This window comes from Marinobacter shengliensis (assembly GCF_003007715.1).
GTDB classification, from domain to species: Bacteria; Pseudomonadota; Gammaproteobacteria; order Pseudomonadales; family Oleiphilaceae; genus Marinobacter; species Marinobacter shengliensis.
Map to the genome: position 1 here is coordinate 339104 of NZ_PXNO01000021.1, position 22748 is coordinate 361851.

General features: G+C 58.4%; 19 protein-coding genes. 8 read left to right on the top strand and 11 right to left on the bottom strand.

Annotated features, from left to right (window positions below; genetic code table 11):
* Positions 1-13 precede the first annotated feature (13 nt).
* The 6 genes from C7H10_RS07700 to C7H10_RS07725 form a co-directional block, all read right to left on the bottom strand.
* Positions 14-1087, bottom strand: coding sequence for an alpha/beta hydrolase family protein (locus C7H10_RS07700; protein ID WP_106694400.1), 1074 nt, complete (start codon positions 1085-1087; stop codon positions 14-16).
* A gap of 29 nt (positions 1088-1116) precedes the next feature.
* Complete coding sequence (locus C7H10_RS19470; protein ID WP_425269118.1) at positions 1117-3138, bottom strand: ABC transporter ATP-binding protein; 2022 nt, start codon at positions 3136-3138, stop codon at positions 1117-1119.
* A gap of 1 nt (position 3139) precedes the next feature.
* A complete protein-coding gene (locus C7H10_RS07710; protein WP_167392885.1) occupies positions 3140-4072 on the bottom strand; it encodes an ABC transporter permease in 933 nt (310 codons plus the stop codon).
* Positions 4073-4075: 3 nt separating this feature from the next.
* Positions 4076-4993 (bottom strand): ABC transporter permease, encoded by a 918-nt coding sequence (locus C7H10_RS07715; protein WP_106694401.1) that lies wholly within the window; start codon positions 4991-4993, stop codon positions 4076-4078.
* Positions 4993-6543, bottom strand: coding sequence for an ABC transporter substrate-binding protein (locus tag C7H10_RS07720; RefSeq protein WP_106694402.1), 1551 nt, complete (start codon positions 6541-6543; stop codon positions 4993-4995). The genes C7H10_RS07715 and C7H10_RS07720 overlap by 1 nt, the downstream gene beginning before the upstream one ends.
* A gap of 150 nt (positions 6544-6693) precedes the next feature.
* Positions 6694-7626, bottom strand: coding sequence for a LysR family transcriptional regulator (locus C7H10_RS07725; protein WP_106694403.1), 933 nt, complete (start codon positions 7624-7626; stop codon positions 6694-6696).
* A 146-nt stretch (positions 7627-7772) separates the two neighbouring features.
* Here C7H10_RS07725 and C7H10_RS07730 point away from each other — a divergent pair, with 146 nt between their 5' ends.
* Positions 7773-9092 carry a porin gene (locus tag C7H10_RS07730; protein WP_106694404.1) on the top strand — a complete coding sequence of 440 codons (1320 nt, stop codon included), beginning with the start codon at positions 7773-7775 and terminating at the stop codon, positions 9090-9092.
* Between the two features lie 22 nt (positions 9093-9114).
* On the opposite strand, the gene rep is transcribed toward C7H10_RS07730, so the two are convergent.
* Entirely contained in the window at positions 9115-11133 is a 2019-nt protein-coding gene (rep, locus tag C7H10_RS07735; protein WP_106694405.1) for a DNA helicase Rep, read from the bottom strand.
* A gap of 144 nt (positions 11134-11277) precedes the next feature.
* Between rep and C7H10_RS07740 the strand changes: the two genes are divergently transcribed.
* From C7H10_RS07740 to rmf, 4 genes are all read left to right on the top strand, one after another.
* Entirely contained in the window at positions 11278-13011 is a 1734-nt protein-coding gene (locus C7H10_RS07740; protein WP_106694406.1) for a GGDEF/EAL domain-containing response regulator, read from the top strand.
* Between the two features lie 52 nt (positions 13012-13063).
* Entirely contained in the window at positions 13064-15394 is a 2331-nt protein-coding gene (locus tag C7H10_RS07745; protein ID WP_106694407.1) for a Tex family protein, read from the top strand.
* 65 nt (positions 15395-15459) lie between these two features.
* The gene (gene gshA, locus C7H10_RS07750) at positions 15460-17016 is read left to right on the top strand and encodes a glutamate--cysteine ligase (protein ID WP_106694408.1); all 1557 of its coding nucleotides are present in this window, start codon (positions 15460-15462) and stop codon (positions 17014-17016) included.
* A gap of 113 nt (positions 17017-17129) precedes the next feature.
* Positions 17130-17342 carry a ribosome modulation factor gene (gene rmf, locus C7H10_RS07755; protein ID WP_058091935.1) on the top strand — a complete coding sequence of 71 codons (213 nt, stop codon included), beginning with the start codon at positions 17130-17132 and terminating at the stop codon, positions 17340-17342.
* 1 nt (position 17343) lies between these two features.
* Here rmf and C7H10_RS07760 read toward each other — a convergent pair whose 3' ends face one another.
* The gene (locus C7H10_RS07760; RefSeq protein ID WP_061333486.1) at positions 17344-17769 is read right to left on the bottom strand and encodes a flagellar basal body-associated FliL family protein; all 426 of its coding nucleotides are present in this window, start codon (positions 17767-17769) and stop codon (positions 17344-17346) included.
* Positions 17770-17836: 67 nt separating this feature from the next.
* Between C7H10_RS07760 and C7H10_RS07765 the strand changes: the two genes are divergently transcribed.
* Positions 17837-18343: a disulfide bond formation protein B gene (locus C7H10_RS07765; protein ID WP_061333461.1), complete on the top strand. Its 507-nt coding sequence runs from the start codon at positions 17837-17839 to the stop codon at positions 18341-18343.
* Positions 18344-18448: 105 nt separating this feature from the next.
* On the top strand, positions 18449-18928 hold the full coding sequence (locus C7H10_RS07770; protein WP_061333460.1) for an Rsd/AlgQ family anti-sigma factor: 480 nt from the start codon (positions 18449-18451) through the stop codon (positions 18926-18928).
* Positions 18929-18998: 70 nt separating this feature from the next.
* Here C7H10_RS07770 and bamJ read toward each other — a convergent pair whose 3' ends face one another.
* The 3 genes from bamJ to C7H10_RS07785 form a co-directional block, all read right to left on the bottom strand.
* Positions 18999-19712: a BamJ family beta-barrel-assembly machinery protein gene (gene bamJ, locus C7H10_RS07775; RefSeq protein WP_061333459.1), complete on the bottom strand. Its 714-nt coding sequence runs from the start codon at positions 19710-19712 to the stop codon at positions 18999-19001.
* A gap of 123 nt (positions 19713-19835) precedes the next feature.
* Positions 19836-20219, bottom strand: coding sequence for a hypothetical protein (locus C7H10_RS07780; RefSeq protein ID WP_106694409.1), 384 nt, complete (start codon positions 20217-20219; stop codon positions 19836-19838).
* The gene (locus C7H10_RS07785) at positions 20216-20749 is read right to left on the bottom strand and encodes a DUF2390 domain-containing protein (RefSeq protein ID WP_106694410.1); all 534 of its coding nucleotides are present in this window, start codon (positions 20747-20749) and stop codon (positions 20216-20218) included. The genes C7H10_RS07780 and C7H10_RS07785 overlap by 4 nt, the downstream gene beginning before the upstream one ends.
* A 44-nt stretch (positions 20750-20793) precedes the next feature.
* On the opposite strand from C7H10_RS07785, the gene C7H10_RS07790 reads away from it, so the two are divergent.
* Entirely contained in the window at positions 20794-22740 is a 1947-nt protein-coding gene (locus C7H10_RS07790; protein WP_106694411.1) for an ATP-binding cassette domain-containing protein, read from the top strand.
* The last annotated feature ends 8 nt before the right edge of the window (positions 22741-22748 follow it).

Consider the following 22748-nt stretch of genomic DNA (forward strand, 5'->3'; position numbering starts at 1 on the left):
GAGGCGCCTTTCCCTAGAAGGGTGACGCTTCACCGTCGTCCGAACCTTTTAGTAAATCGTTGGTTTTTCCCGGCTTGCCGGACCGGCGATAGGGCTCGCTCACTTCCATGTCGTTGGTGAACAGGGGCTGTTCGGTTTTCCCCTCCAGCAGGTACTCGGCACCCGCCTTCGACATTCGCCGGCCACTGTGGCCAATGCCATAGACCGTCTGCAGTTCCCAGTTGTAAGGGGTGTTCAGCTTTTCTGCCTGGGCCTTGTTTGCCTGAAAGAAGTTCCTGCCTTTTGCCACGCGGTGCTCGCCCTGCGCTTTGGCGATGTCGAGCTGACTCAGCAGGCGATGGGAGGTGTCGTTGTCTTCCGTGCCCAGCATGATGACCAGGTGATGTTGATAGGCGGCTTTCAGGTCTTCCGGTTGTACACCGGTGTTCTTGAGTCCGTAACGCAGGGGCAGGGTCCAGTCCGGAAAGGTGTAGGTGCCGGCGTTGGCGGCGATGGCTGTGCCAATGCGCGCTTGCGGATACAACATGACCATGCGGGAGACAAACTGGGCACCGCTGCCGTGGCCCCAGATGTCGTAGGTGTCAGCGTTCAGGTCAAAGCGCTCTTTGAGTTGGTCAAACGCTCGCTCGAGGGCGGCAAACGAGGTTTCTTCTACGGGTACCCGCTGGCCTTTGGTTGCGTCTGTGGAGCTGGAATCTGGAGTGACCCAGTTGCCGGCCTGGTAGCCCCATCCGGTGGGGAAGTCCTTCCTGGATATTTCCGGCGAAACGATCAGAGCGCCGTATTTCCTGGCGTAGCTGCCCCAGTAATCCCGGTATTGGTCGGCATCGCGGCGGCCGCCGTGCATGACCATGACAACCGGTGTGTCAGGGGTGATCTGATCGGGGGCGGAGTACCACAGCCGCATGTTAATGGGCTTTGCTTCGGTACCGGCCGGTACAACCAAAGACCCGTAACGTTCAAACGTTGGGAGCTTGAAAAGGTTGGATTCGTCGTCCTCACTGAGTGCCGCATTACCCGGTTGCACCGAGGCACAGCCGGAGAGGGCTGACAGCAGCCCTGCAAGCAGAATGGCGATGAGTTTCATGGCGCTAGCCCTCTGTGTTTTTGTTTGGGTCAGGATTTGAGCTGGCTGCCGGCGGTTTTCGCCTTCCAGCACTGAACCAGCGTGTTGTCGATGATTTCTGGGCCAGGCGCCTGTTCACGGCATTGCTGATTGGCGATCGGGCAACGTGGGTGAAACGGGCATCCACTGGGCCGGTTCATCGGATTCGGGAAATCACCGGACAAGCCGGGATCGGGTATGGACTCGCCGGGCGAAATACTCAGTGCCGAGTTCATCAGCGCGTGGGTGTAGGGGTGTTTCGGTGCGGACATCACCTGGTCACGGTTGCCGCATTCCACAATTTCGCCCAGGTACATCACGGCCACCCTGTCGGCCATGTGCTGCACCACGGACAGATCGTGGGTCACAAACAGGTAGGTCAGGTCCAGCTCGTCCCGCAGATCCAGAAGCAGGTTCAGAATCTGGGCCTGCACGGACACGTCCAGTGCCGAGGTGGGTTCGTCGCAGATGATCACTTCCGGGTTCAGTACCAGCGCCCGGGCGATGGCGGCACGCTGGCGCTGCCCTCCGGAGAGCTGATCGGGGTAGCTGTTGAATACCCGCAAGGGCAGCCCGACCAGTTCCATCATTCGCCTGGCTTTTTCTCGCTGTTCCTGGCGGGCACCCAGCTTATGAACGGCCAGCGGTTTGGTGATGATCTCACCAATGGTTTTGCGGGGATTCAGAGAGGAATAGGGGTCCTGGAAGATTGGCTGAATCATCCGTGCCCGTTCCATGGGCGGCAATTGACCGATGTGCCGGCCGTTCAGAGTGACCGAGCCGGTGTCAGGCTGCTGAAGCCCCATGATGGAGCGCGTCAGGGTGGTTTTGCCGCAGCCGGATTCCCCGACCAGGGCCAGTACCTCCCCCTTGTTCAGGGTCAGGCTGACATTATCGAGTGCCTGTAAGGGGCGCCGCTTGCCAAACAGCCCTCGCCGGACGGAAAAGCGGATGCTGACATTCTCAACGGTCAGAACCGGTTGGCCGCTGAAGGGCCTTGCATGCACTCCGGCCAGGTCTGGTGCCCCGGCTTTTTCAACGGCGTTTGCCTCCGGTTCGTGGCACACGAAATACCGCCCGGGATGGAGCTCCCTGGTGGGCGGTGTATCGGTTTTGCACACATCCGCGGCACGGGGGCAACGGGAGGCAAAGGCGCAGCCGGAGATCCGACCGGTCATTGACGGCACGATGCCGGGAATGGCGCCGAGGCGTTTCCGGGCGGCGCCCTGGTAACCCGGGATACATTCCAGCAGGCCCTGAGTGTAAGGGTGCCTCGGGTTTTTCAGCACATCAGCGGTTTTGCCCGACTCCACAATGTCACCGGCGTACATCACCGCAATCTGGTCGGCCGCCCGGGAGACCACGCCCAGGTCGTGGGTGATCAGAATCATCGACATACCGAATTCTTTCTGCAGATCCTGCAGCAAATGCAGAATCTGGGCCTGAATGGTTACGTCCAATGCCGTGGTGGGTTCGTCGGCGATCAACAGTTCCGGCTCGTTCATCAGGGCCATGGCGATCATCACCCGCTGGCGTTGTCCGCCGGAAAGCTCGTGGGGGTATTGCTTCAGCCGGCTGGCCGGGTCAGGCAGGCCAACCTTTTCCAGCAGGTAGATGGCGCGCTTCTGGGCGTCGGCGTCGGACACCTTGCGGTGCAGGGTCATGGTTTCCCGCAGTTGGCGGCCGATGGAGTAGACCGGGTTGAGGCTGGTCATTGGCTCCTGGAAGATCATGCCAATCCGCTGCCCGCGAATCTTGCTGGCCAGCTCCTGTTCGGTGGCGTGGGTCAGGTCGGCGCCGTCAAAATTGATGCAGGCCGCCGAGCGCTTTGCCGCAGGCGGCAGCAGGTTCATCAGCGCCAGGGCGGTCATGGATTTGCCGGAACCGGATTCGCCCACAATGCCCAGGGTTTGGCCCCGTTTCAGCTCAAGACTGATGTTACGGACCGCCCGCAGGGTGCTGGAGTCGGTGGGGATTTCGACCGCCAGATTCTGGATGTCCAGTATGGATGCGCCGCTCATATCAGTACCCATATCAGTTTCTCCGATTGGTCACGGTCACGTCCCGAACCCCATCGCCCAGCAGGTTGATGGCAATCACGAGAACGAACAGGGCGATCCCCGGCAGAACCACCAGCCAGGGCTGGAAGAACATGGCCTGTTTGCCTTCAGCAATCATCAGCCCCCAGGACGGAATTGGCGACGGAATACCCAGACCAAGGAACGACAGGGTGGCTTCATTGAGGATGGCCACCGCCACTTCCAGGGTGAAAATCACCATGATCTGGTTCGCCAGATTCGGCAGCACTTCTTTCACAGCGATCTGGAACTTGCTGCAGCCCATGGCATGGGCGGCGGCGACAAAGTCCATTTCCCGCAGGCGCAGGGTGGCAGAGCGGGTGACCACCAGATAGAACACCCAGTGGGTGGCGCCGATCACGAAGATCACCACGGTGACGGACTGGCCGATCACAAACACCAGAGCCATGATCAGCAGCAGGCTGGGAACGGCGAGCTGGCAGGTCACCAGGAAATTGACCGCTTGATCCAGCCAGCCGCCATAGTAGCCGGCAATCAGGCCGAGCGTGACGCCAATGATCATGCCGACTGTGGCGGCACCGATTCCGATGGTCATGGAGATTCTCGCGCCGTAGATCAGTCGGCTCAGGTAATCACGACCCAGATGGTCGGTGCCAAGCAGGTATTGCCATTGACCGCCTTCCCCCCAGACCGGTGGCAACATGCGCATTGGCAGGTTCTGCATGTAAGGGTCGTGAGGTGCCAGCCAGGGTGCGAACAGGGCAAAGATCGCCATCACCAGCAGAATGCCCAGGCCGATCTTCAGTCCGTAATGGCTGCGCGCGCGTTTCAGGGCGGCCATGGTGGGGCTCAGGCCGAGGCTGTTGTCTTCCTGAACGGCGGTGGTTGGTGTAAGGCCGGATTCATTGATTGCTTGATTGGTCGTCATCGTTCACCCCATCCGGATCCGCGGGTCAAGCCAGGCGTTGATAAGGTCAGCCGCCAGCGTGAGCAATACAAAGGTCAAAACAAAAATCAGGATCAGTGACTGAACGGTCGGGATATCGGAATTGAATATGGACTCAACGGCTAGCCGGCCAAGGCCATTCATGCTGAATACCGATTCGGTGACCACCGACCCTCCCAGTTTGTTGCCGAGCTGCACGGCCAGCACACTGACAATGGGCAACAGAGCGTTGCGCATGGCCTGCTGGACAATCAGCCGGTAGCCGGTGAAGCCCTTGGCCCGGGCCGTGCGAATATAGTCGGAAGACAGCACGTCGAGCAGACCGGTGCGAGTCAGGCGCATGACCGCTGGCACAGAGCTGGCGCCCAGAACCAGCGAGGGCAGCACAAAGTGGCGCCAGGTAGCGTCACCCGATACCGGGAAAATCGGGAAGGTTACCGCCAACAGGATGATCAGCATCAGCCCCAGCCAGAAGTTCGGGATGGCCTGGGCTGAAACGGCTGTTGACAGGGCAAAGCGGTCCACCCAACTGTTGGGTTTCAGGGCGGCGCTGATGCCCAGCGGCAGGGCGATCAGCACGGTGACGCACAGCGACGCCAGTGCCAGGGTGATGGTGACCGGGGCATGGTCCACAATCAGCTGTACCACCGGCTGCTTCCAGAAATAACTCTCGCCAAAATCGCCGGTCAGGGCGCTTCCCAGCCAATCGAAATACTGCACGGCGGCCGGGCGATCAAAGCCGTACTGTTTACGGATCTCGTCGACCATTTCCTGTGGGGCATCCTCACCGGCAATGGTCTGTGCCGGGTCTGTTGCGTAATGGAAAAGGGCGAACGTACCGAAGGAAACGGTAAGGGCCACCAGTATGGCCATCAGACCGCGGCGAAGTATGAAAGTAAGCATTACTGTTCGCTCCAACTGGCTTGCCAGAATCGGGGGACGCCATCGTTAGGCACCGGAAACTCCAGCCCGGGAGCCAGCAGATAGTTCTGGCTGTAGGAGAACATGGGCACCCAGTAGGCCTGTTCAGCGATACGGTTCAGAGCGTTGCGATACAGGCGTTTACGTTCATCCGGATTAATGGTCTGTTCGGCGGCCAGTAACGTCTCGGCCAGCTCTTCATCCTTGGTGAAGTTACGGGCGGTATTGCTGGCAAAGTGGACGCCGGCAGACGCCGATGCGTCAGCGGTACCACCGCTGCCGTAAGAGGCAAAGAAGGTTTCCATGTTTCTATCGTTGCGGACCTTGGAAAACACGTTCAGCTTTACAAAGCGCAGGTCCACATCCAGCCCTATGGCTCTGAGGTTGCTGACCACCGCTTCGGCAATGATCTTTTCCCGGTAGGCCCAGAGGTTGAAGGAGAAACCGTCCGGGTAGCCCGCCTCTGCGAGCAAAGCTTTGGCCTTCTGCGGGTCGTACGGATATCGGGGGCCGTCACTGTCGCAGCCAAACTGGCGGGGGTGGCAGGCGAAATGAACCACTTCGGCGCTGCCGCGAACCAGGTAGCGGGTTATCTCTTCGCGATTGATGGCGTGGTTAATGGCCTGGCGCACTTTGACATTGGTGAACGGGCTGTCCGGGTTGGAGTAACCAGCCGCATCCAGCGTGATGTAGCCAATCCGGATATCGTTGCCTTCTTTTCTGCGCACGCCCGGCAGGTGGCTGATGTTGTCCGCCACATCCGGTGGAACGTCCATCATCAGGTCGATGCCACCGCTGAGCAGTTCCGCCTGCTGCGTGCCCTGGTCGGGAATAACCCGGAACACAATGGTGTCGATGGCGGGATTGGCTTTCGGGCTGGCCTGGTAATAGTTGTCAAACCGCTCTAACACGATCTCTCGCCCGGCCCGGAACTCTTTGAGCTTATAAGGGCCGATGCCGTTGAGGGGGATATCCTCGGCGGCGTTCTCCCGCCCTCGGGTACCGTCGTACGTTCCGGCTTTGCGAATCGGAATACTGATGGCCATGTCCCGCAGGGCCATGGGGTAGGGAAGGTGCAGGTTGAAACGAACTGTGTCAGTGTCGGTTTTCTCAACACTTTCAAGCCAGGACCGAATCACCGGGCCCCGGCTGGTCTCGGAAGCTTCGTCCAGCACCCACTCGAACGTATAGACCACATCGTCTGCCGTCAGCGGACTGCCGTCGTGAAACCTCACGTCATTCCGGACCTTAATGTCCAGCTGGGTATCGTTGATCCACTGGTAGGATTCGGCCGCCAGAGGCTCGAATTCGAGTGTGTCCGGATTAACGTAGAACAGACCATCATCCGTCAGGCGCGAGAGAATCAGTCCTTCGCGCTGGATGGAATAAAGCCGGTCGACGGTGGTCAGTGGCGTTGAAAAGGCAACGACCAGGCTATTGTCTTTCGGGCTTGCGTACGCACACAGGCTCAGAGAGCTGATGACGACGCCTAGCAAATGGATGCCTGATTGCACCAGGGTCCGGATTCTCATCTTTTCTCCTGATTATAGTTATTGGAGAGTCTGATCGCCTTTTCCCGACTGTCAGCGTGGATGCACGATCAGCAATTGAGGCCAGTTTAGGCAGGGGGTATGGATTTTAAAATTGAATATAAAGCATATTTCTATGCGTTTAATGCATGCTTAAATTGCATTCGTCTTATCACCCGTCATCGTTGCATGTTCCCCCAGGGATGAGACGACCTGATCCTGAAGGCATCGAACCAGGCTGGTAATGGCTGGTGTTTCCTCGAAACCTGGTGGAAACAGAAGAACAAACTGAAGCCTGTAGTGAGGGGCAAGCGGGCGGAGGCTGAAGCGGTTCTGGTCCATTGCCATTGCAGCCAACCGATCAATGATGGTGACCCCCAGCCCCTCCACGACCATCTGGCAGGCCATAACACTGGACGTTGTCTCAATCTTGCAGCTCAGCTCAATGCCGGCTGAGTTAAAAATCTCCTCCATCTGAAAGCGCGGGCGCAGGCCGGGGGCCAGGGCGATGATGTCATGCTCGGCCAACTGCGCGGGTGTTACCGAATCCAGCTGTTCCAGCGGGTGCCCCCTCGGCACCATGACCATGGCGTCGGTATCGAAGAACGGCTGCTGAATGACCGAAGGATGGTTGCAGGGCCGGGTCAGCGCGACCGCAATGTCGTAGTGGCGTCCTGCCACCCATTGTTCGATATCCCGGTGGCCCCGGACATCCACGCTGAAGCGCTGTTCCGGATGCTCGGCAACAAAACGTGCCAGAGCAGGCGATACCAGGCTATTGGCCAGACGCGCGAGAGCAACAATACGCAGTGTGCGTGTGCCACCCTCTTTTATTTCCCGAACGATTCGCGGCAGGTCGTCCAGATTGGCCAGTATTTTTTCGGTCTCGCGGTAGAATTCCTTGCCTTCCGGGGTCAGAGTCAGGCGTCGTTTCTCGCGTTTGAACAGTTTCAGCTTTAATTCGTCTTCGAGCGTGGAGATCAAGCGGCTGGTGGCCGGCTGGCTGAGGTTCATGACCGACGCGGCGGCAACCAGCGAACCGTGGATAACCACAGCGCGAAAGCACTTCAATTTCTTGATGTTCATAATAAATCCAAATTTAGATGCATATAACGCATATATCTATCAGATGTTTTCAATTTACATAGGTATCTATAGTAGCCGATAAAGGAAAGGTAGATTGAATAAAGCCACTGACGCAGGTGTCAGAAAAAACAAGAACCGGAGGCATTATGAACGTTTCTAGAACGCTGCTGGCGGCTAGCATCTTAACCGCCGCAGCCACCCCGGCGTCAGCGCTGGAAGTAGAGGTGGGAGGGCAGGTCAACCGGGCAATCATGTACGTGCAGGACGGTTACGGTTTTGAAGCCAATGACGGCACTGCCATTCTGGGCCGGGGCTCGGATACTGAGTACTACCATGTTGATAATCGAAACAGCCCAACGCGCTTCAATCTCGGTGCCACCCAGCGATTGTTTGAGGGGTGGACGGCAGGCGCACTGATCGAAATAGGGGCATATTCCAATTCTTCCAGTGATGTCGAGCCTGCCAATAAATCCACATCAGGCGAACTTGAGCAGAGAATCACTGACGCTTTTATTGATTCACCTTACGGTAAAATCACTGTCGGTCGTGGAGAGGGAGCCGCCTATAACACTGCGCGCCGGGATTACTCTGGCACAGGCGTGATCAGTTTTCGTAACCCGGGTCTGATTGGTGGCAGTCTGTATTACAAGCTTAAAGACTCGTCCGTTAAAACCCAATTCAATGCCGATGGCAGCTTCCAGGATCGTCAAAATTTTACGGAAGATGAGCTTCGGGGCGCGGATGGCGCAGGGCGCGTTAACCGGACAACCATCGCCGGAAGCATTCGCGATTACAATTTTGAAGGCAGGCATGACCGTATTCGCTATGACAGCCCCCGCATTGGCCCGGTGACGCTTTCGGCCAGTGTCGGACACAAAAGCGGTGGTGATGGCGAAGGTCATGAATCCATCATGCAAGTGGGTCTCAGGTCGGGGTTGCGTGCCCCCGGTGGCCGTGTGCTGGTGGGCCTTGGGTACTCCCGGGCGGAGCGCACCAACGTAGACCCCAGCGTCGCGTTTGACCCGGATCCCGGCGTTAGCCCTTACGTCAGGAAATACGGTGGCTCGGTGTCCTATTTTCACAGCGACACCGGTTTAAACCTGACGCTCGCTGCGGTGAACGATTCCGCTGAGCGCACCACCTCGGAAACGGAAGGTAACTTTTCATCAACCCGATCCGAGTTAGGTCAGTTCCGCTATGCCAAACTGGGGTATCGTCCCAACCGGACCCATGCGTTTGATATCCACTATGGCGAGACCATGAATCGTAACAAGGATGATGAAAAAGGATCGGTGATTGGTGTCGGCTATGTCTGGAGCCCGATGGATATGTTTGATGCCTATGCCGGCGCCAAGATTCACAGTTTCGAGCGTGGTTTCTGGTGCACGGAATCTGGCAGAACCTGCTACAGCCCGGAGTACGAGGACATCACGATTGTCACCACGGGTGTGAGGGTGAAGTTCTAGGTAAGGTTGCTCTGTAATTGGTTTACAGGCCCAGATCACCAATCAGGGCACTGAGGGTGGCTTTGCCTTTCTTCTGGTTGGCCTCTTTGTCCTGGTCCCCGAGACCTTCCCAGCGAACATCGTCTTCTGGCAGCTCGTCCAGAAACCGGCTGGGAATGGTCTCCAGTTTCTCGCCGTACTGCTTGCGTGAGGCGGCATAGGTCAACGCCAGGGTTTCCCTGGCCCGGGTGATACCCACATACATCAGGCGACGCTCTTCTTCGATATTGCCCTCCTCAATGCTGGTACGGTGCGGCAGGATTTCCTCTTCCAGGCCCATGATGAAAACATGGGGGAACTCCAGGCCCTTGGAAGCGTGCAGGGTTAGCAACTGCACCTTGTCGCTGTCGTCTTCCTCTTCCCGCTGCTCCATCATGTCGCGCAGAATCAGTTTGGCGATGGCATCTTCTATGCCCAGTTCATCGGCGGTACCCTTGCCGTCGTCCAGCATGCGCTGGATCGATTCCACCAGGTACCAGATGTTTTCCATCCGCCGTTCGGCCTGCTTCGGGCTGCCGGAATGCTGGTGCAGCCATTCCTCGTATTCAATGTCGGTGAACAGCTGCTTGATCACCGGTATCGGATCTTCGGAAAACAGCCGCTCGCAGGTTTTGTCCACCCAGTGGGCAAAGCGGCGCAGCCGGTCCAGGCCTTTCTCGGTGACGTGGGTTTCCGCGCCCATATCGCCCAGTGCCTTGAACAGGCTGACATTGCGAGCGCGGGCGTAGTGGCTCAGCTGTTCCAGGGTGCGCGGACCAATCTCCCGGCGAGGCACGTTCACCACCCGCAGGAAGGCGGCGTCGTCATCCGGGTTGATCATCAACCGCAGGTACGACATGGCATCTTTGATCTCGTTCTTGGAGAAGAACGACTGCCCACCGGAAATCCGGTAGGGAATCTGATACGCCTGCAGCTTCATTTCCAGCAACCGGGCCTGGTGGTTGCCCCTGTACAGTACGGCAAAATCTTTGAAATCGAGCCCGTTCTTCAGCTTCTGGTCGAGTATCTCCGTGGCTACCCGCTCGGTTTCCGCGTCTTCGTTGCGGCATCGGATGATGCGAATTTCCTCGCCGATGGTGTGGTCACTCCACAGGGCCTTCTCGAACACGTGGGGGTTGTTGGCAATCACCGTGTTGGCGCTGCGCAGGATGCGGCCGGTGGAGCGGTAGTTCTGCTCCAGCTTGACGATCTTCAGGCTGGGAAAGTCTTCTTTGAGTTGCGCCAGGTTTTCCGGCCGGGCTCCACGCCAGGCGTAGATGGACTGGTCATCATCGCCCACCACGGTAAATGCGGCCCGCTCTGCAACCAGTTGTTTGACCAGTTCATACTGGCACACGTTGGTGTCCTGATATTCATCCACCAGCATGTAACGGATTTTCCGGCGCCACTTGGCCAGCACGTCCGGGGTGTGCCGGAACAACTGCACCGGCAGCAGGATCAGGTCGTCAAAATCCACTGCGTTGTAGGCTTTCAAATACTCGTTGTAGTGCCTGTAGACAATGGCGATACGCTGCTCACGCTCGTCAGCCGCCTTGCTGTAGGCTTCGGGCGGGCTGCGCATGGCGTTCTTCCAGGACGAGATGGTCATCTGTACATCGTTCAGCTCGTCGCCGGCCTCGGCGCTGGCTTCCCGCATCATCAGGTCCTGCAGCAGTGCCTTGGCATCTTCGGCATCGAAGATGGAGAAACCGGGGTGATAGCCCAGGTGCGCGTGCTCCTCCCGGATGATGTTCAGGCCCAGGTTGTGAAAGGTGGACACGATCAGTCCCCGGGCCTTGCCCCGGTCAACAATCCGGCTGACCCGTTCCTTCATTTCCCTGGCGGCCTTGTTGGTGAACGTTACTGCGGCAATATGTCGCCCGGGAATGCCCAATTCCTCAATCAGATAGGCAATCTTGCGGGTGATCACACTGGTTTTGCCACTACCCGCACCGGCCAGCACCAGCAGTGGGCCTTCGGCGTAGCGAACCGCTTCGCGTTGTCTCGGGTTGAGCTTGTTCACAATGTAGAGACCAAATCGGGAACCATGGGGAGGTATTTAGCGTGGAGCTATTCTACACCAGCCAGACTTTCTGTACCTTGACGATCTATCAGCTATGCTTCCTAGAATGGACTCTGCTGTTGGCCGACACATGGATTTTGCTCGATGACACTGTCTCTGGACACCAGACCTGATCGTCTACGCCTGCTGGTACTGACCCCGGAATACGCGGATTTTCTGTGGTTATCCGCGCTGCTGGACGACGATCCGGAAATCAGTCCGGACGCCATATGGTGCCCGGACCTGGTGGATTGTGATGATCTTATCCGCAACGCCAGCTTCGATGTCATTGTCTGGGACTGCATTTTTCACGGTGGTGACGAACAGGCGTTTCTGCAGTATCTGTCCGTTTCCAGTGAAGACAAGCCGGTGCTTGCCCTGAGCGCGGAACCCTGTAAAGAGCGAGGGGGCGAGCTGCTGCGCGACGGTGCATCCGACTACCTGTGCCGGCAGACTCTGGATCGCTGGAACTTTCGCCGGGCGGTGAAATATCTCTGGTATCGCGTGCAGCTGTCCGAGTCGGCCCACGGCCAGTTAGGCCGTGAGGTGGCAACCGGGTTTATCAATCGGGACCTGTTTTTCGACCGCTTGCAGCAGGCCCTGTTGCGGGCGGAGAGAGCCGGCCACCGGCTGGCACTCCTGCATCTGAATGTTGATGATTTTCGCAGTATCAACGAATCCTTCGGTTATCAGAAAAGCGACCAGTTGATGTTCCGGCTGGCGGAGCGGTTGCGCCAGAAGATGCGCCGGGTGGATTCGCTGATGCGCATCGGCGGCGACGAGTTGGCGATTATTATCGAGAAGGTGGAAGACTCGCTCGATATTACCCAGATTATCCGTAAGGTAGTGGTTGCACTGGATGAGCCGCTGACGGTTGACGGCCAGATGATTGTGGTCAGCGCCAGCCTGGGCGTGGCGACTTATCCCGAGGCGGGCGACAGCCCGGAAGAACTGCTGAGGCGGGCCAACCGGGCGATGTTTGAGGCCAAACGGGACCCGGGCACCAGCTACCGTTTCTATGACCGCCAGTTACATATTTCTGCCGGCTACCAGCTCCGGCTAGAGGCGGACTTGCGCAACGCATTGCGAGCCAAGGAACTGGAGCTGTATTATCAGCCTCGGATTGACTTGGCGACTGAGGAGGTTCGCGGTGTCGAGTGCCTGCTGCGCTGGAATCATCCCAAGCGGGGCCTGGTCGGTCCGGACGAATTCATACCGGTGGCGGAGCGCAGTGGCCTGATCGTCCCCATTGGCTACTGGGTGATCGAGCAGGCGTGTAAACGCTTGCAGGAAAGCGCCGAAATGGGCTTTCCCGGCCTGGTGTTTGCGGTCAATCTGTCATTCCGCCAGTTCCACGACCGCAAGATGACCGAAACCATCTTCCGGATTATTTTCAACGCTAACGTCGACACCAGCCTGCTGGAGCTGGAACTGACCGAAAGCGCCATGATGCACGATCCGGATTACGCCCAGCGATGCCTGCGGGAACTCAATCAGCTAGGCATCAGCTTTGCCCTGGATGACTTCGGTACCGGTTTTTCATCCCTGAGCAATCTGCAACACCTGCCCATTTCCCTGGTGAAAATCGACAAATCCTTCGTCCAGGAACTGGGGCAGTCGGCGGATGCCGAGCACATTATCCGGGCCATCATCAGCCTGGCCCACAGCCTGCAGATCAGTGTGGTGGCGGAGGGTGTTGAAACCGAAAGCCAGCTGGAATTCCTGCGCCAGCAGCACTGCGATGAGATTCAAGGTTATTACTTTGCCCGCCCCATGCCCTGGAATGATCTTGTACAATTCCTGAACCACCGTAACCAGTCCGCTTGCCTGCAGCAGTAAGCCGCTGTACCTTTGCGCATTAATTCCGAACGCGATAATACACAGAGGTTGCATGAACAGTATCTCCCGGCGCATTGCCGACGAACTCGGCGTACGCGAGCAACAGGTTAATGCCACCGTTGCCTTGCTGGATGAAGGGGCCACCGTTCCGTTTATTGCCCGTTACCGGAAAGAGGTGACCGGCTCACTGGATGACAACCAGCTGCGAACCCTGGAAGAGCGTCTTCGTTACCTCCGCGAGCTGGAAGACCGCCGCGGCACCATCCTCAACAGCATTGACGAGCAGGGCAAGCTGACCGATGAGCTGCGCGCCGCCATCCAGGAGGCAGACACCAAGAACCGCCTGGAAGACCTGTATCTGCCCTACAAGCCCAAGCGCCGCACCAAGGCCCAGATTGCCCGTGAAGCCGGGCTGGAGCCCTTGGCTGACGCCCTGTTTGGCGACCCTACGCTGGACCCGGAAGCCACCGCCTCCGGTTACCTGAACCCGGAAGCTGGCGTGGAAGACACCAAAGCCGCGCTGGAAGGCGCCCGCCACATTCTGATGGAGCGTTTTGCCGAAGACGCCGAGTTGCTGGGTTCATTGCGGGACTTTATCTGGCAGGAAGGTCAGTTGAAAGTCGCGGTGGTGGATGGCAAGGAAAACGAAGGCGCCAAGTTCCGGGATTATTTCGATCACGTGGAGCCCCTGAAGAAAGTGCCTTCACACCGGGCCCTGGCGATTCTGCGCGGACGTAACGAAGGCATACTGACCTACTCGCTGGTGGTGGGGGATGTTGAAGACGATCGCCGTCAGCCCCATCCCGCCGAGCAGCGGATTGCCGCGCGCTGGGGTATTCGGGATAACGGGCGGGCCGCCGACAAATGGCTGTCGGAAGTGGTGCGCTGGACCTGGCGGGTGAAGCTATCTACCCAGATTGAAACCGACCTGATGTCTCAGGTAAGGGAAGCCGCAGAGGCCGAAGCCATCAACGTGTTTGCCGCCAACCTAAAAGACCTGTTGTTGCTGGCCCCGGCCGGCCCCCGGCCAACCCTGGGCCTGGACCCCGGTCTGCGTACCGGCGTTAAAGTCGCGGTGATCGACGGCACTGGCCAGGTGGTGGACCACGGGGCCATCTTCCCCCATGCGCCCCAGAACAAATGGGAGCCATCCATTGCCCAACTGGCGGCCTGGTGCCAGAAATACCAGATTGAGCTGGTCGCCATCGGCAACGGCACCGCGTCCCGGGAAACCGAGAAGCTGGTGGGCGACCTGTGCAAACGCTATCCGGAACTGAAGCTGGCCCGTATTGTGGTCAACGAATCTGGTGCGTCCATCTACTCCGCCTCGGAATTTGCCTCAAAAGAGCTGCCGGATCTGGATGTTACCATCCGTGGTGCGGTGTCCATCGCCCGCCGCCTGCAGGACCCACTGGCGGAACTGGTAAAGATCGAACCCAAGTCCATCGGGGTTGGCCAGTACCAGCATGACGTTTCCCAGGTGCAGCTGTCCCGTAGCCTGGATGCGGTGGTGGAAGACTGTGTAAACGGCGTTGGGGTCGACCTGAATACGGCCTCCGTGCCTCTGCTTACCCGGGTATCCGGCCTGAACCCGAGCATTGCTCAGAACATCGTCGATTTTCGCAACCAGAACGGCAAGTTTGTCAGTCGCAAGCAGCTACTGAAAGTCTCCCGGCTGGGTGAGCGCACCTTTGAGCAGGCGGCTGGCTTCCTGCGTATTGCTGGCGGCGACAACCCGCTGGACCGTTCCTCGGTGCACCCGGAAGCCTACGGTGTGGTCGAGGCCATCGCGAAGGGGAATGGCCGCAAGGTGGAAGATATCATTGGTGATTCCGCGTTTCTGCGCAGCCTGAACCCTCAGGACTACGTTACCGAACAGTTTGGACTGCCAACCATCAAAGACATCATCTCCGAACTGGAAAAGCCGGGCCGCGACCCGCGCCCCGAGTTCCGCTTTGCCAACTTCGAGGAAGGGGTGGAAACCCTGAATGACCTGAAACCGGGCATGGTGCTGGAAGGTTCGGTAACCAACGTCACCAACTTCGGTGCCTTTGTCGACATTGGCGTTCACCAGGATGGCCTGGTGCACATCTCCGCCTTGTCTCATACTTTCGTAAAAGACCCGCGCGAAGTGGTCAAGGCCGGTGATATTGTTAAGGTCAAAGTGATGGAAGTGGACATTCCCCGTAAACGGATCGGGCTGTCCATGCGTATGGATGACCAGCCCGGTGCCGAGACCCAGGCCAAGCCAGCCCGGGGCGCCGACCGCAACGCAGGTCGCTCCGGTGGTCGCAAACCCCAGGGTGGTCAAGGCCAGACGCAGGGCGCTATGGCAGGCGCTTTGGCGCAGGCGCTGGCCTCTGCCCGCAAGAACGGTCGTTAAATCACCTCATCGATTCAACGCGGTTGCCCCTCACAAGGGGGCAATCGCGCCAACAGGAGCTCACCATGGCTGAATCCCGCCACTCCCTGTTTCACCAGTTTGCGGCCAGCGATTGGGATGGTTTTCTCAAAGGCGTCGAAAAAGAAGGCCTTCGCGTGGATGCCAATGGTTTCATTGCCCAGACACCGCACCCGGAGGCGCTGGGCTCGGCCCTGACCCATCCACGGATTACCACCGATTATTCCGAAGCCCTGCTCGAGCTGATCACCCCGGTTTTCAGCTCTACTGAGGCCATGCTGGCATCGCTGCGAGACACCCACCGGTTTGTCCAGCAGAATCTCGGTGACGAAGTGTTCTGGTCGGCCAGCATGCCCTGTGAGATTGATGGCGATCAGAGCATTCCCATCGCTGAGTATGGCCGCTCGAACATTGGCCAGCTAAAGCATGTCTATCGGCAGGGGTTGGCTGTGCGTTACGGTCGCATCATGCAGAGTATTGCCGGGGCCCACTACAACCTGTCGTTACCCGACAGTTTCTGGCATAAGTGGCAGCAACTCACCGGTAATCAGGATGCCCTGAAGGATTTCAAATCCGACCAGTATTTCTGGTTGATCCGCAATTTCCGCCGCCGAAGCTGGCTGTTAATGCTGTTGTTCGGTGCATCACCAGCCCTGGATGCCAGTTTCGTTGCCGGCGTGAAGCATGACCTAAGCCGGTTTGATGAGCGAACCTGGTATGGCAAACACGCTACGTCGCTGAGGATGGGTGATCTGGGTTACCACAACAATGCCCAGGCCTCCCTCAACATCTGTTTCAACGAGCTGAGCACCTACACCCGTACCCTGGACCAGGCTATCCATACCAATTGGCCGGCTTATGAAGCCATTGGCACCCGTCGTAACGACGAGTTTATCCAGATCAACACCAGTGTGTTGCAGATTGAGAACGAGTATTACAGCGCCGTTCGTCCCAAACGCACCACCGAGCGTGCCGAGAAGCCTATCCAGGCGCTGGATGCCCGTGGAGTTGAATACATAGAGGTACGTTGTCTGGATCTGGACCCATTCTCGCCGGTAGGGGTCAACCAGGCGCAGATCGATTTTCTGGATCTGTTCCTGCTTGACTGTCTGCTGACCGACTCTCCCCGCATCGGAGATGATGAATGTCAGCGGCTGGATGACAACTACAAAGATGTGGTGGCATCAGGCCGCTGGCAGGAGCTGGGGGTGTGCCAGGGTGGCCAGCGGGTGCCGGTGGGTAACGCGGCCCGTGAGTTGCTGGATCGCTTGCAGCCACTGGCGGATTTGCTGGACAGTTGGGGTAAGGACGAGACCTACCGTTCAGCCTTGGCTGCTCAGCGTGAAAAGTTGCAGGGGCAGGAGTGGTCTGTGCCATCAGCCCGCGTACTGGCTTCGATGGAAGCCTCCGGGCTTGGTCACCGGGACTGGGTGCTGGCGTTGTCCCGGCAGCATCAGGAAACCCTCAGAAGCGAACCACTGGCTCCGGACGTAATGGCGGATTACCAACGCATGTCGCGGGAATCCCTGGCCGAACAGAAGGCCCAGGAACAGTCGGATAAACTTCCGTTTGCCACCTTCCTGGAAGAGTATCTTCGCTCGTGAGCCGTGGTTGAGTCACAACCCGAAAGGGACGTGACGCACAGAAACCACAGAACGGTTTGCCGGCTTCGTTACCTGCTGTTACTTTTGTTTACAACAGGTAAGGAGACGGAGCCATGGCAAGAGATATCAAGCTCGGATGGGATGTGGAAGCCCTCAACAAGGCATATCGCCAGGGGTACATGGCGGGCTCCATGGGCATGGATAAAAACCGATGCCCGTATCGGGGTGAGGTGATCATCGCTGCCTGGGAAGCGGGTTGGGATGATGCCGGCCAGGTGGCTGCCGAGCAGCCCTCCAGCGACGACCTGTTCTCCCGAATCGCCTGACCTACCTTTGTACCACAAATTCCGTAAACAGGACGCCGGTGATGCGCTCACCGGTTTTCTGTTCTTCCAGGGCAGCATTGATGCGCTGTGCTGCCTCCCCTCTCAACGCTTGCTGGCCCTGTTGCGTAGTGAGCTGGTCAACGTCGGTCTGTTCACCGAACAACATTACCAATTCGTGCCGTAATCTTGGCATATGGGCCTCTACAGCAGCTCTTGTCGTCTCCTGCGAGGCCCGCAGGGTTACAGACGCTTTCAGGTAAATGACCTTGTTGCCGGGTTCGCCCACATGGGTCACAAAAGCCGGCTCCATGGCGATGTAGTCGGTTACCCCCCGTTCCTCCGGCTCCTCCTCGGCCATGGCCGGCCAGGCGATCAGGGAAGCGACAGCGAGTAACAGCGTTAGGGCGTATTTTCGGTGAAAGGTCATAGGCGCAATGTTCTTCATGGGTTAGGATTGGCAGCATCAGCTTACATGATGATTCCGGGGTGTTGATTTGACAAGCAAATGGGTGTTCGGCGTCGTTTTTCTTCTGTGCGCAGCTCTGTTGGCCGTGGCCTTTTACATGGAGCACGTCATGGGCCTGGAGCCTTGCCCGTTGTGCTGGTTGCAGCGTTTTGGTTTCATGGGCGCAGGGCTGGTAGCCCTGATTGCGTTTCTCCATGGTCCCGCCGGTTTTGGTAACCGGGTGTATGGCTTTTTTCTGGTGCTGACCGCCGGTACCGGGCTGGGCATTGCTGGCCGGCAACTTTGGTTGCAAAGCCTGCCGGAAGATCAGGTGCCCGCCTGCGGCCCGTCCGTGGACTACATGCTTGAGGTGTTGCCCTGGTTTGAGGTGCTGCAGACGGCCCTGAAAGGCACCGGTGATTGCGCCGAGGTGGTCTGGCGCTTTCTCGGGTTGAGCATTCCTGGCTGGACAGCCGTGTTCTTCAGCTTGTTGGTGCTGGTTGGCCTGGTGATGATGTTCCGTCGATACCGGCCGAAAAACTGGTTGCAGGGCTGAAACGGTTGCGGGCCACCATGGCCTTGGGGTAACTTGATTCAGTCATGACAACAATCAAGTGAACGGCCATTTATCAGGCAGACTGACTGAGGGGAGACAGACGTCATGTTGGAGAACTGCAGAAACGCCAGGGAGCGTTGGGGCGGAGTCAGCGAGCTGATCGACCGTTGGCTGAAAGAGCGCCAGGAGCTGTTGGTGCGCTACTGCGATCTGTCGACCGAGACCGATTTTTCCCAGACCGAGATGCTGCGAGACAAGTTTGTCCGCCTCTGTGAGGTGCTGGTCGATTATGTGTCTGCCGGGCACTTCGAAGTCTACGAACAGTTGATCCAGGAAGCCCGTGAGTTCAACGATGGCGGCCTGGAGTTGGCGGCAAAGGTCTATCCCCGGATTGAGCAGACGACCGGCGTGGCTCTCAATTTCAACGATCGCGTTGATGGTCGACTACTGACCGAAGACGACGTCAGAGAGCTGTTCTCAGAGTTGTCAAAGCTGGGTGAGGTGCTGGAAAGCCGGTTCGAGATGGAAGATTTCCTGATCGAGCATTTGCATAACGCCCACGCTGGAAAAATGGCCTCAGCCTGATTTCGGGCAGCCAGTAGAGTGTTTCAAAAAAAACGGCCTGAATGTTCAGGCCGTTTTTTATTGCCCGGAGTTATTCGCTTTCCGGGTTCACTGCCAGCAGTTCTACATCAAAAATCAGGGTTTCGTTGGGCCCGATCGCCTGATTGCCACCCGGGCCGTAGGCCAGGTCGGCGGGGATGTAGAGCTTGTAGCGGGCGCCTTCGCTCATCAGCTGCAGGCCTTCGGTCCAGCCCGGAATTACCTGGCTAAGGCCAAAGGTAACCGGTTGGCCACGATCACGGGAGCTGTCGAACACATCGCCATTGATCAGCTCGCCGGTGTAGTGCACCTGTACCCGGTCTGAGGCTGTCGGGTTGTTGCCATCGCCTTCCTCGATGACCTCATATTGCAGGCCGGACTCGGTGGTTTCCACGCCTTCGCGCTCAGCGTTCTGGGCCAGGAAGGCTTCGCCGGCTTCCAGGTTCTGGCTGGCCAGTTCTTCGAATTGTTGTTCCTGTTGCCCCTGAAGCTCCTCCTGGTAGGCCATCAGTGCTTCCTGGATTTGCTCCCTGGTCAGGCGTTTGGTCTCTTCGTCGCCAGCGTGGCCGTGCTGGATACCCTGCAGGAACTGGTCCATTTGCAGGTCAGGCAGGTCATTGCTCATGCGCTCACCAAGCACCAGGCCCATGCCGTAGCTGACTCTCTCCGGCGTCGTGTCCAGGGCTGGGTCCTTTTCGGAGTCCTGGGCGGTAGAGCAGCCGGCAACCAGGCCGGTCATGGCGATAGCTAACAGGGTTTTCTTCATACTGGTATCCTTCGCGCGTGTAACAGGGCCTGACGGCCCACTTGGATTTGGCAAACAGGAAAGGTAACGGGTTCAGCCACAGGATGCCACTGAAACTGTGGTAACAGTGTGATGCTGTTGGCGTCAGGTACCGTTATCCCCGGGCGATGGCGCCAGGGAAAAAGGGGCCCGGTAGGGAGAACGCCAGTCGCTGTCATTGTCGGCCCGGCGTTCGTTATGCAGGTTCTTGCTCGGCCGCTCAATGGCCAGAGCGTTCCAGGGGCCCTGGGCGGGTGGCTGGTCGGCATAGTGCCAGTTCCCCTCGGTGTCTTGCCATTTGAAGACAATCTCCGGGCCCTCGGTGGGGATGGGGGCCGGCAGCAGGCCTTCAAACGAAGGGATGGCCTCGGGTTTCTCCTCGGCCGCAGACTCCGATACCTTGCCTGGGTCCCCCAGTCCAAAGAAAATCAGCAACAAAAGCAGGCCAAGGGCTGGAAACGATAGCCTAATAAGCCATTTCATCATCATGGCTGGGGTTCTCCTGCCGCAGCCGCCAGGAGGCCTGCCAGAGTGTCCATTGATACGGGTGCCTGGGTGTCTGTGTCCCGACGCGGTGCTGCGGCCAATAGGTTTTGCAAGATGGCGGCTTTGCGATTGTGCATGTTGCCAGTCTCCGGGTACCTGGGTGTCAGTGTGTGCCAGGCCAGGGCAAGTTCGGTTTGCTCGGCCTGTAGTTCGGCCCGTGCCAGCGCTTCCCGGAGATCACGACAACCAATATGATGCCGGGGAATGGATTTTCTGGCGGAACGAATGCTGCCGGTTACACGGGATCGCCACTCTGTTACCTTAGCGTCCTCAACGCCAGTGAACAGGTGCCCGTTCACCCCCAACCAGCCGGCACAGAGAATTCGGGTAACGCTCCAGTCACAGGCCTGCAACGTCAGGCAGGCCTCGGCCAGCTCCGGGTTTTGCCAGCAGGCCAGTGCATAACGCCACAGGGGATTATCCGGTTCCATTGTTGCGGGCAGATTCAATGATTCTGTCTGCGGAACGGTCATGGCAGGGCACTTCCCTGGCTGAAATCCATGGATAAAGACAGTCTATGTTAACGATAACCGATCTCAGTTTACAACGAGGCGGCGTCTGGTTGCTAGAAAACGTCAGCCTGACGGTGCAGCCCGGCCAGAGGGTAGCAATTGTTGGCGCCAATGGTGCCGGAAAATCCAGCCTGTTCCAGCTCTTACTGGGCCATCTGGCGCCGGAGCAGGGCAGTGTGTCGCTGCCAGGGGGCTGCCGTATTGCCCACATGGCGCAGGAGGTTGAGGCCAGCCAGCGTTCTGCCCGGGACTTTGTCCTGGATGGCGACTTTGACTTGCGCCGTATGGAGCGTGAGCTGGCCGATGCGGAAGCCCGGGATGATCATCACGCCATTGCCCGCCTGCACGGCGAGTTGGATGTACATGAAGCCTGGTCTGCGCCCAGAAGGGCCGACTCATTGCTGCGTGGGTTGGGGTTTGCTGATAGCGATGTGGACCGGCCGGTATCGGCGTTCTCCGGGGGCTGGCGTATTCGTCTGAATCTGGCCCAGGCCCTGATGCGGCCATCGGACCTCCTGTTGCTGGATGAGCCCACCAACCACCTGGACCTGGACGCCTGTCTGTGGCTTGAGAACTGGCTTCGTCGATACCCTGGCACCCTGCTGTTTATCTCCCATGATCGGGATTTCATGGATCGGGTGGCCACACACCTGGTGCACTTTGATAACAAAAAGCTGGAACTCTACACCGGCAACTACTCGGCGTTTGAAGTGCAGCGCAGTGAGCGCCTGGCCCAGCAACAATCCAATTACGAGCGCCAGCAGGCCCGTATTGCCGAGATCCAGCGTTTCATTGACCGCTTCAAGGCCAAGGCTACCAAGGCCCGCCAGGCCCAGAGCCGGGTCAAGGCCCTGGAGCGCATGGAACGAATCGCGCCAGCCCATGTGGATTCGCCCTTCAGCTTTGAATTTCCAATGGCGGACAAGGTGTCCAACCCGTTGTTGTCCATTCGCAACGGTGTGGCCGGCCATGGCCAGACGGCTATCCTGAATAGTATCAACGTCACTTTGCTGCCCGGCTCGCGCATTGGTTTGCTCGGCCCCAACGGTGCGGGCAAGTCAACCTTTATGGATGCCCTGCGGGGCACCGGTACACTTCTGTCGGGTGAGCGTACCTGTGGCGAGCACCTGGCCATCGGGTATTTTGCCCAGCACCAGCTGGAAGCCCTGGACCTGGACGCCAGCCCGTTCCTGCATCTACAGCGATTGTCGCCCCGTGCGTCCGAGCAATCGGTGCGGAACTTTCTGGGCGGCTTTGATTTTCATGGCGATGAGGCCCTGAGCCCGATTCGCTCGTTCTCTGGGGGTGAAAAAGCCCGGGTTGCCCTGGCGGTGATCGCCTGGCAGAAACCCAACCTGCTGTTGCTGGATGAGCCCACCAACCACCTGGACCTGGAGATGCGCCAGGCCCTGACCATGGCATTGCAGAATTTTGATGGTGCCATTGTGGTGGTGTCCCATGATCGGCACCTGTTACGCAATACCGTAGACGAGTTCTGGCTGGTGTCGGATGGCAGAGTCCAGGAATACGACGGCGACCTGGAAGACTATGAACGCTGGCTGGCAGACCGCAGGAAGGATGAGGACGAGCCCCCCAAACGCCAGGTAGCTGAGGATTCAGATGCTGAAAAGAAGGCGGGCAGTGGCCAGGCATTGACGGCCGAAGAGCGCAAGGCCAGAAAACGCCAGGAGGCGGAACTGCGTCAGAAACTGAGCCCGTGGCGGAAAAAACAGGTATCCCTGGAAGCCCGGATGGATCAGTTGCAGCAGCAATTGGCGGGCGTGGAAGCTTCTCTGGGCGACCCTGCGGTGTACGAAGACAGCGGGAAAGTACGCCTGAAGGCGCTGCTGGCGGATCAGACCGAACTCAAACGGGCCCTGGAGGAGACCGAGGCCGAGTGGCTGGAGGTCAGTGAAACGGTGGAAAACCTGGAAGCCGAACTGGCCGGCTAGTGCCCCGT

Bases quoted from the DNA above. Each gene is read 5' to 3' on its own strand.
- C7H10_RS07700 (WP_106694400.1), bottom strand. From the start codon at position 1,087: ATGAAACTCATCGCCATTCTGCTTGCAGGGCTGCTGTCAGCCCTCTCC.
- C7H10_RS19470 (WP_425269118.1), bottom strand. From the start codon at position 3,138: ATGGGTACTGATATGAGCGGCGCATCCATACTGGACATCCAGAATCTG.
- C7H10_RS07710 (WP_167392885.1), bottom strand. From the start codon at position 4,072: ATGACGACCAATCAAGCAATCAATGAATCCGGCCTTACACCAACCACC.
- C7H10_RS07715 (WP_106694401.1), bottom strand. From the start codon at position 4,993: ATGCTTACTTTCATACTTCGCCGCGGTCTGATGGCCATACTGGTGGCC.
- C7H10_RS07720 (WP_106694402.1), bottom strand. From the start codon at position 6,543: ATGAGAATCCGGACCCTGGTGCAATCAGGCATCCATTTGCTAGGCGTC.
- C7H10_RS07725 (WP_106694403.1), bottom strand. From the start codon at position 7,626: ATGAACATCAAGAAATTGAAGTGCTTTCGCGCTGTGGTTATCCACGGT.
- C7H10_RS07730 (WP_106694404.1), top strand. From the start codon at position 7,773: ATGAACGTTTCTAGAACGCTGCTGGCGGCTAGCATCTTAACCGCCGCA.
- C7H10_RS07740 (WP_106694406.1), top strand. From the start codon at position 11,278: ATGACACTGTCTCTGGACACCAGACCTGATCGTCTACGCCTGCTGGTA.
- C7H10_RS07745 (WP_106694407.1), top strand. From the start codon at position 13,064: ATGAACAGTATCTCCCGGCGCATTGCCGACGAACTCGGCGTACGCGAG.
- gshA (WP_106694408.1), top strand. From the start codon at position 15,460: ATGGCTGAATCCCGCCACTCCCTGTTTCACCAGTTTGCGGCCAGCGAT.
- rmf (WP_058091935.1), top strand. From the start codon at position 17,130: ATGGCAAGAGATATCAAGCTCGGATGGGATGTGGAAGCCCTCAACAAG.
- C7H10_RS07760 (WP_061333486.1), bottom strand. From the start codon at position 17,769: ATGACCTTTCACCGAAAATACGCCCTAACGCTGTTACTCGCTGTCGCT.
- C7H10_RS07770 (WP_061333460.1), top strand. From the start codon at position 18,449: ATGTTGGAGAACTGCAGAAACGCCAGGGAGCGTTGGGGCGGAGTCAGC.
- bamJ (WP_061333459.1), bottom strand. From the start codon at position 19,712: ATGAAGAAAACCCTGTTAGCTATCGCCATGACCGGCCTGGTTGCCGGC.
- C7H10_RS07780 (WP_106694409.1), bottom strand. From the start codon at position 20,219: ATGATGATGAAATGGCTTATTAGGCTATCGTTTCCAGCCCTTGGCCTG.
- C7H10_RS07785 (WP_106694410.1), bottom strand. From the start codon at position 20,749: ATGACCGTTCCGCAGACAGAATCATTGAATCTGCCCGCAACAATGGAA.
- C7H10_RS07790 (WP_106694411.1), top strand. From the start codon at position 20,794: ATGTTAACGATAACCGATCTCAGTTTACAACGAGGCGGCGTCTGGTTG.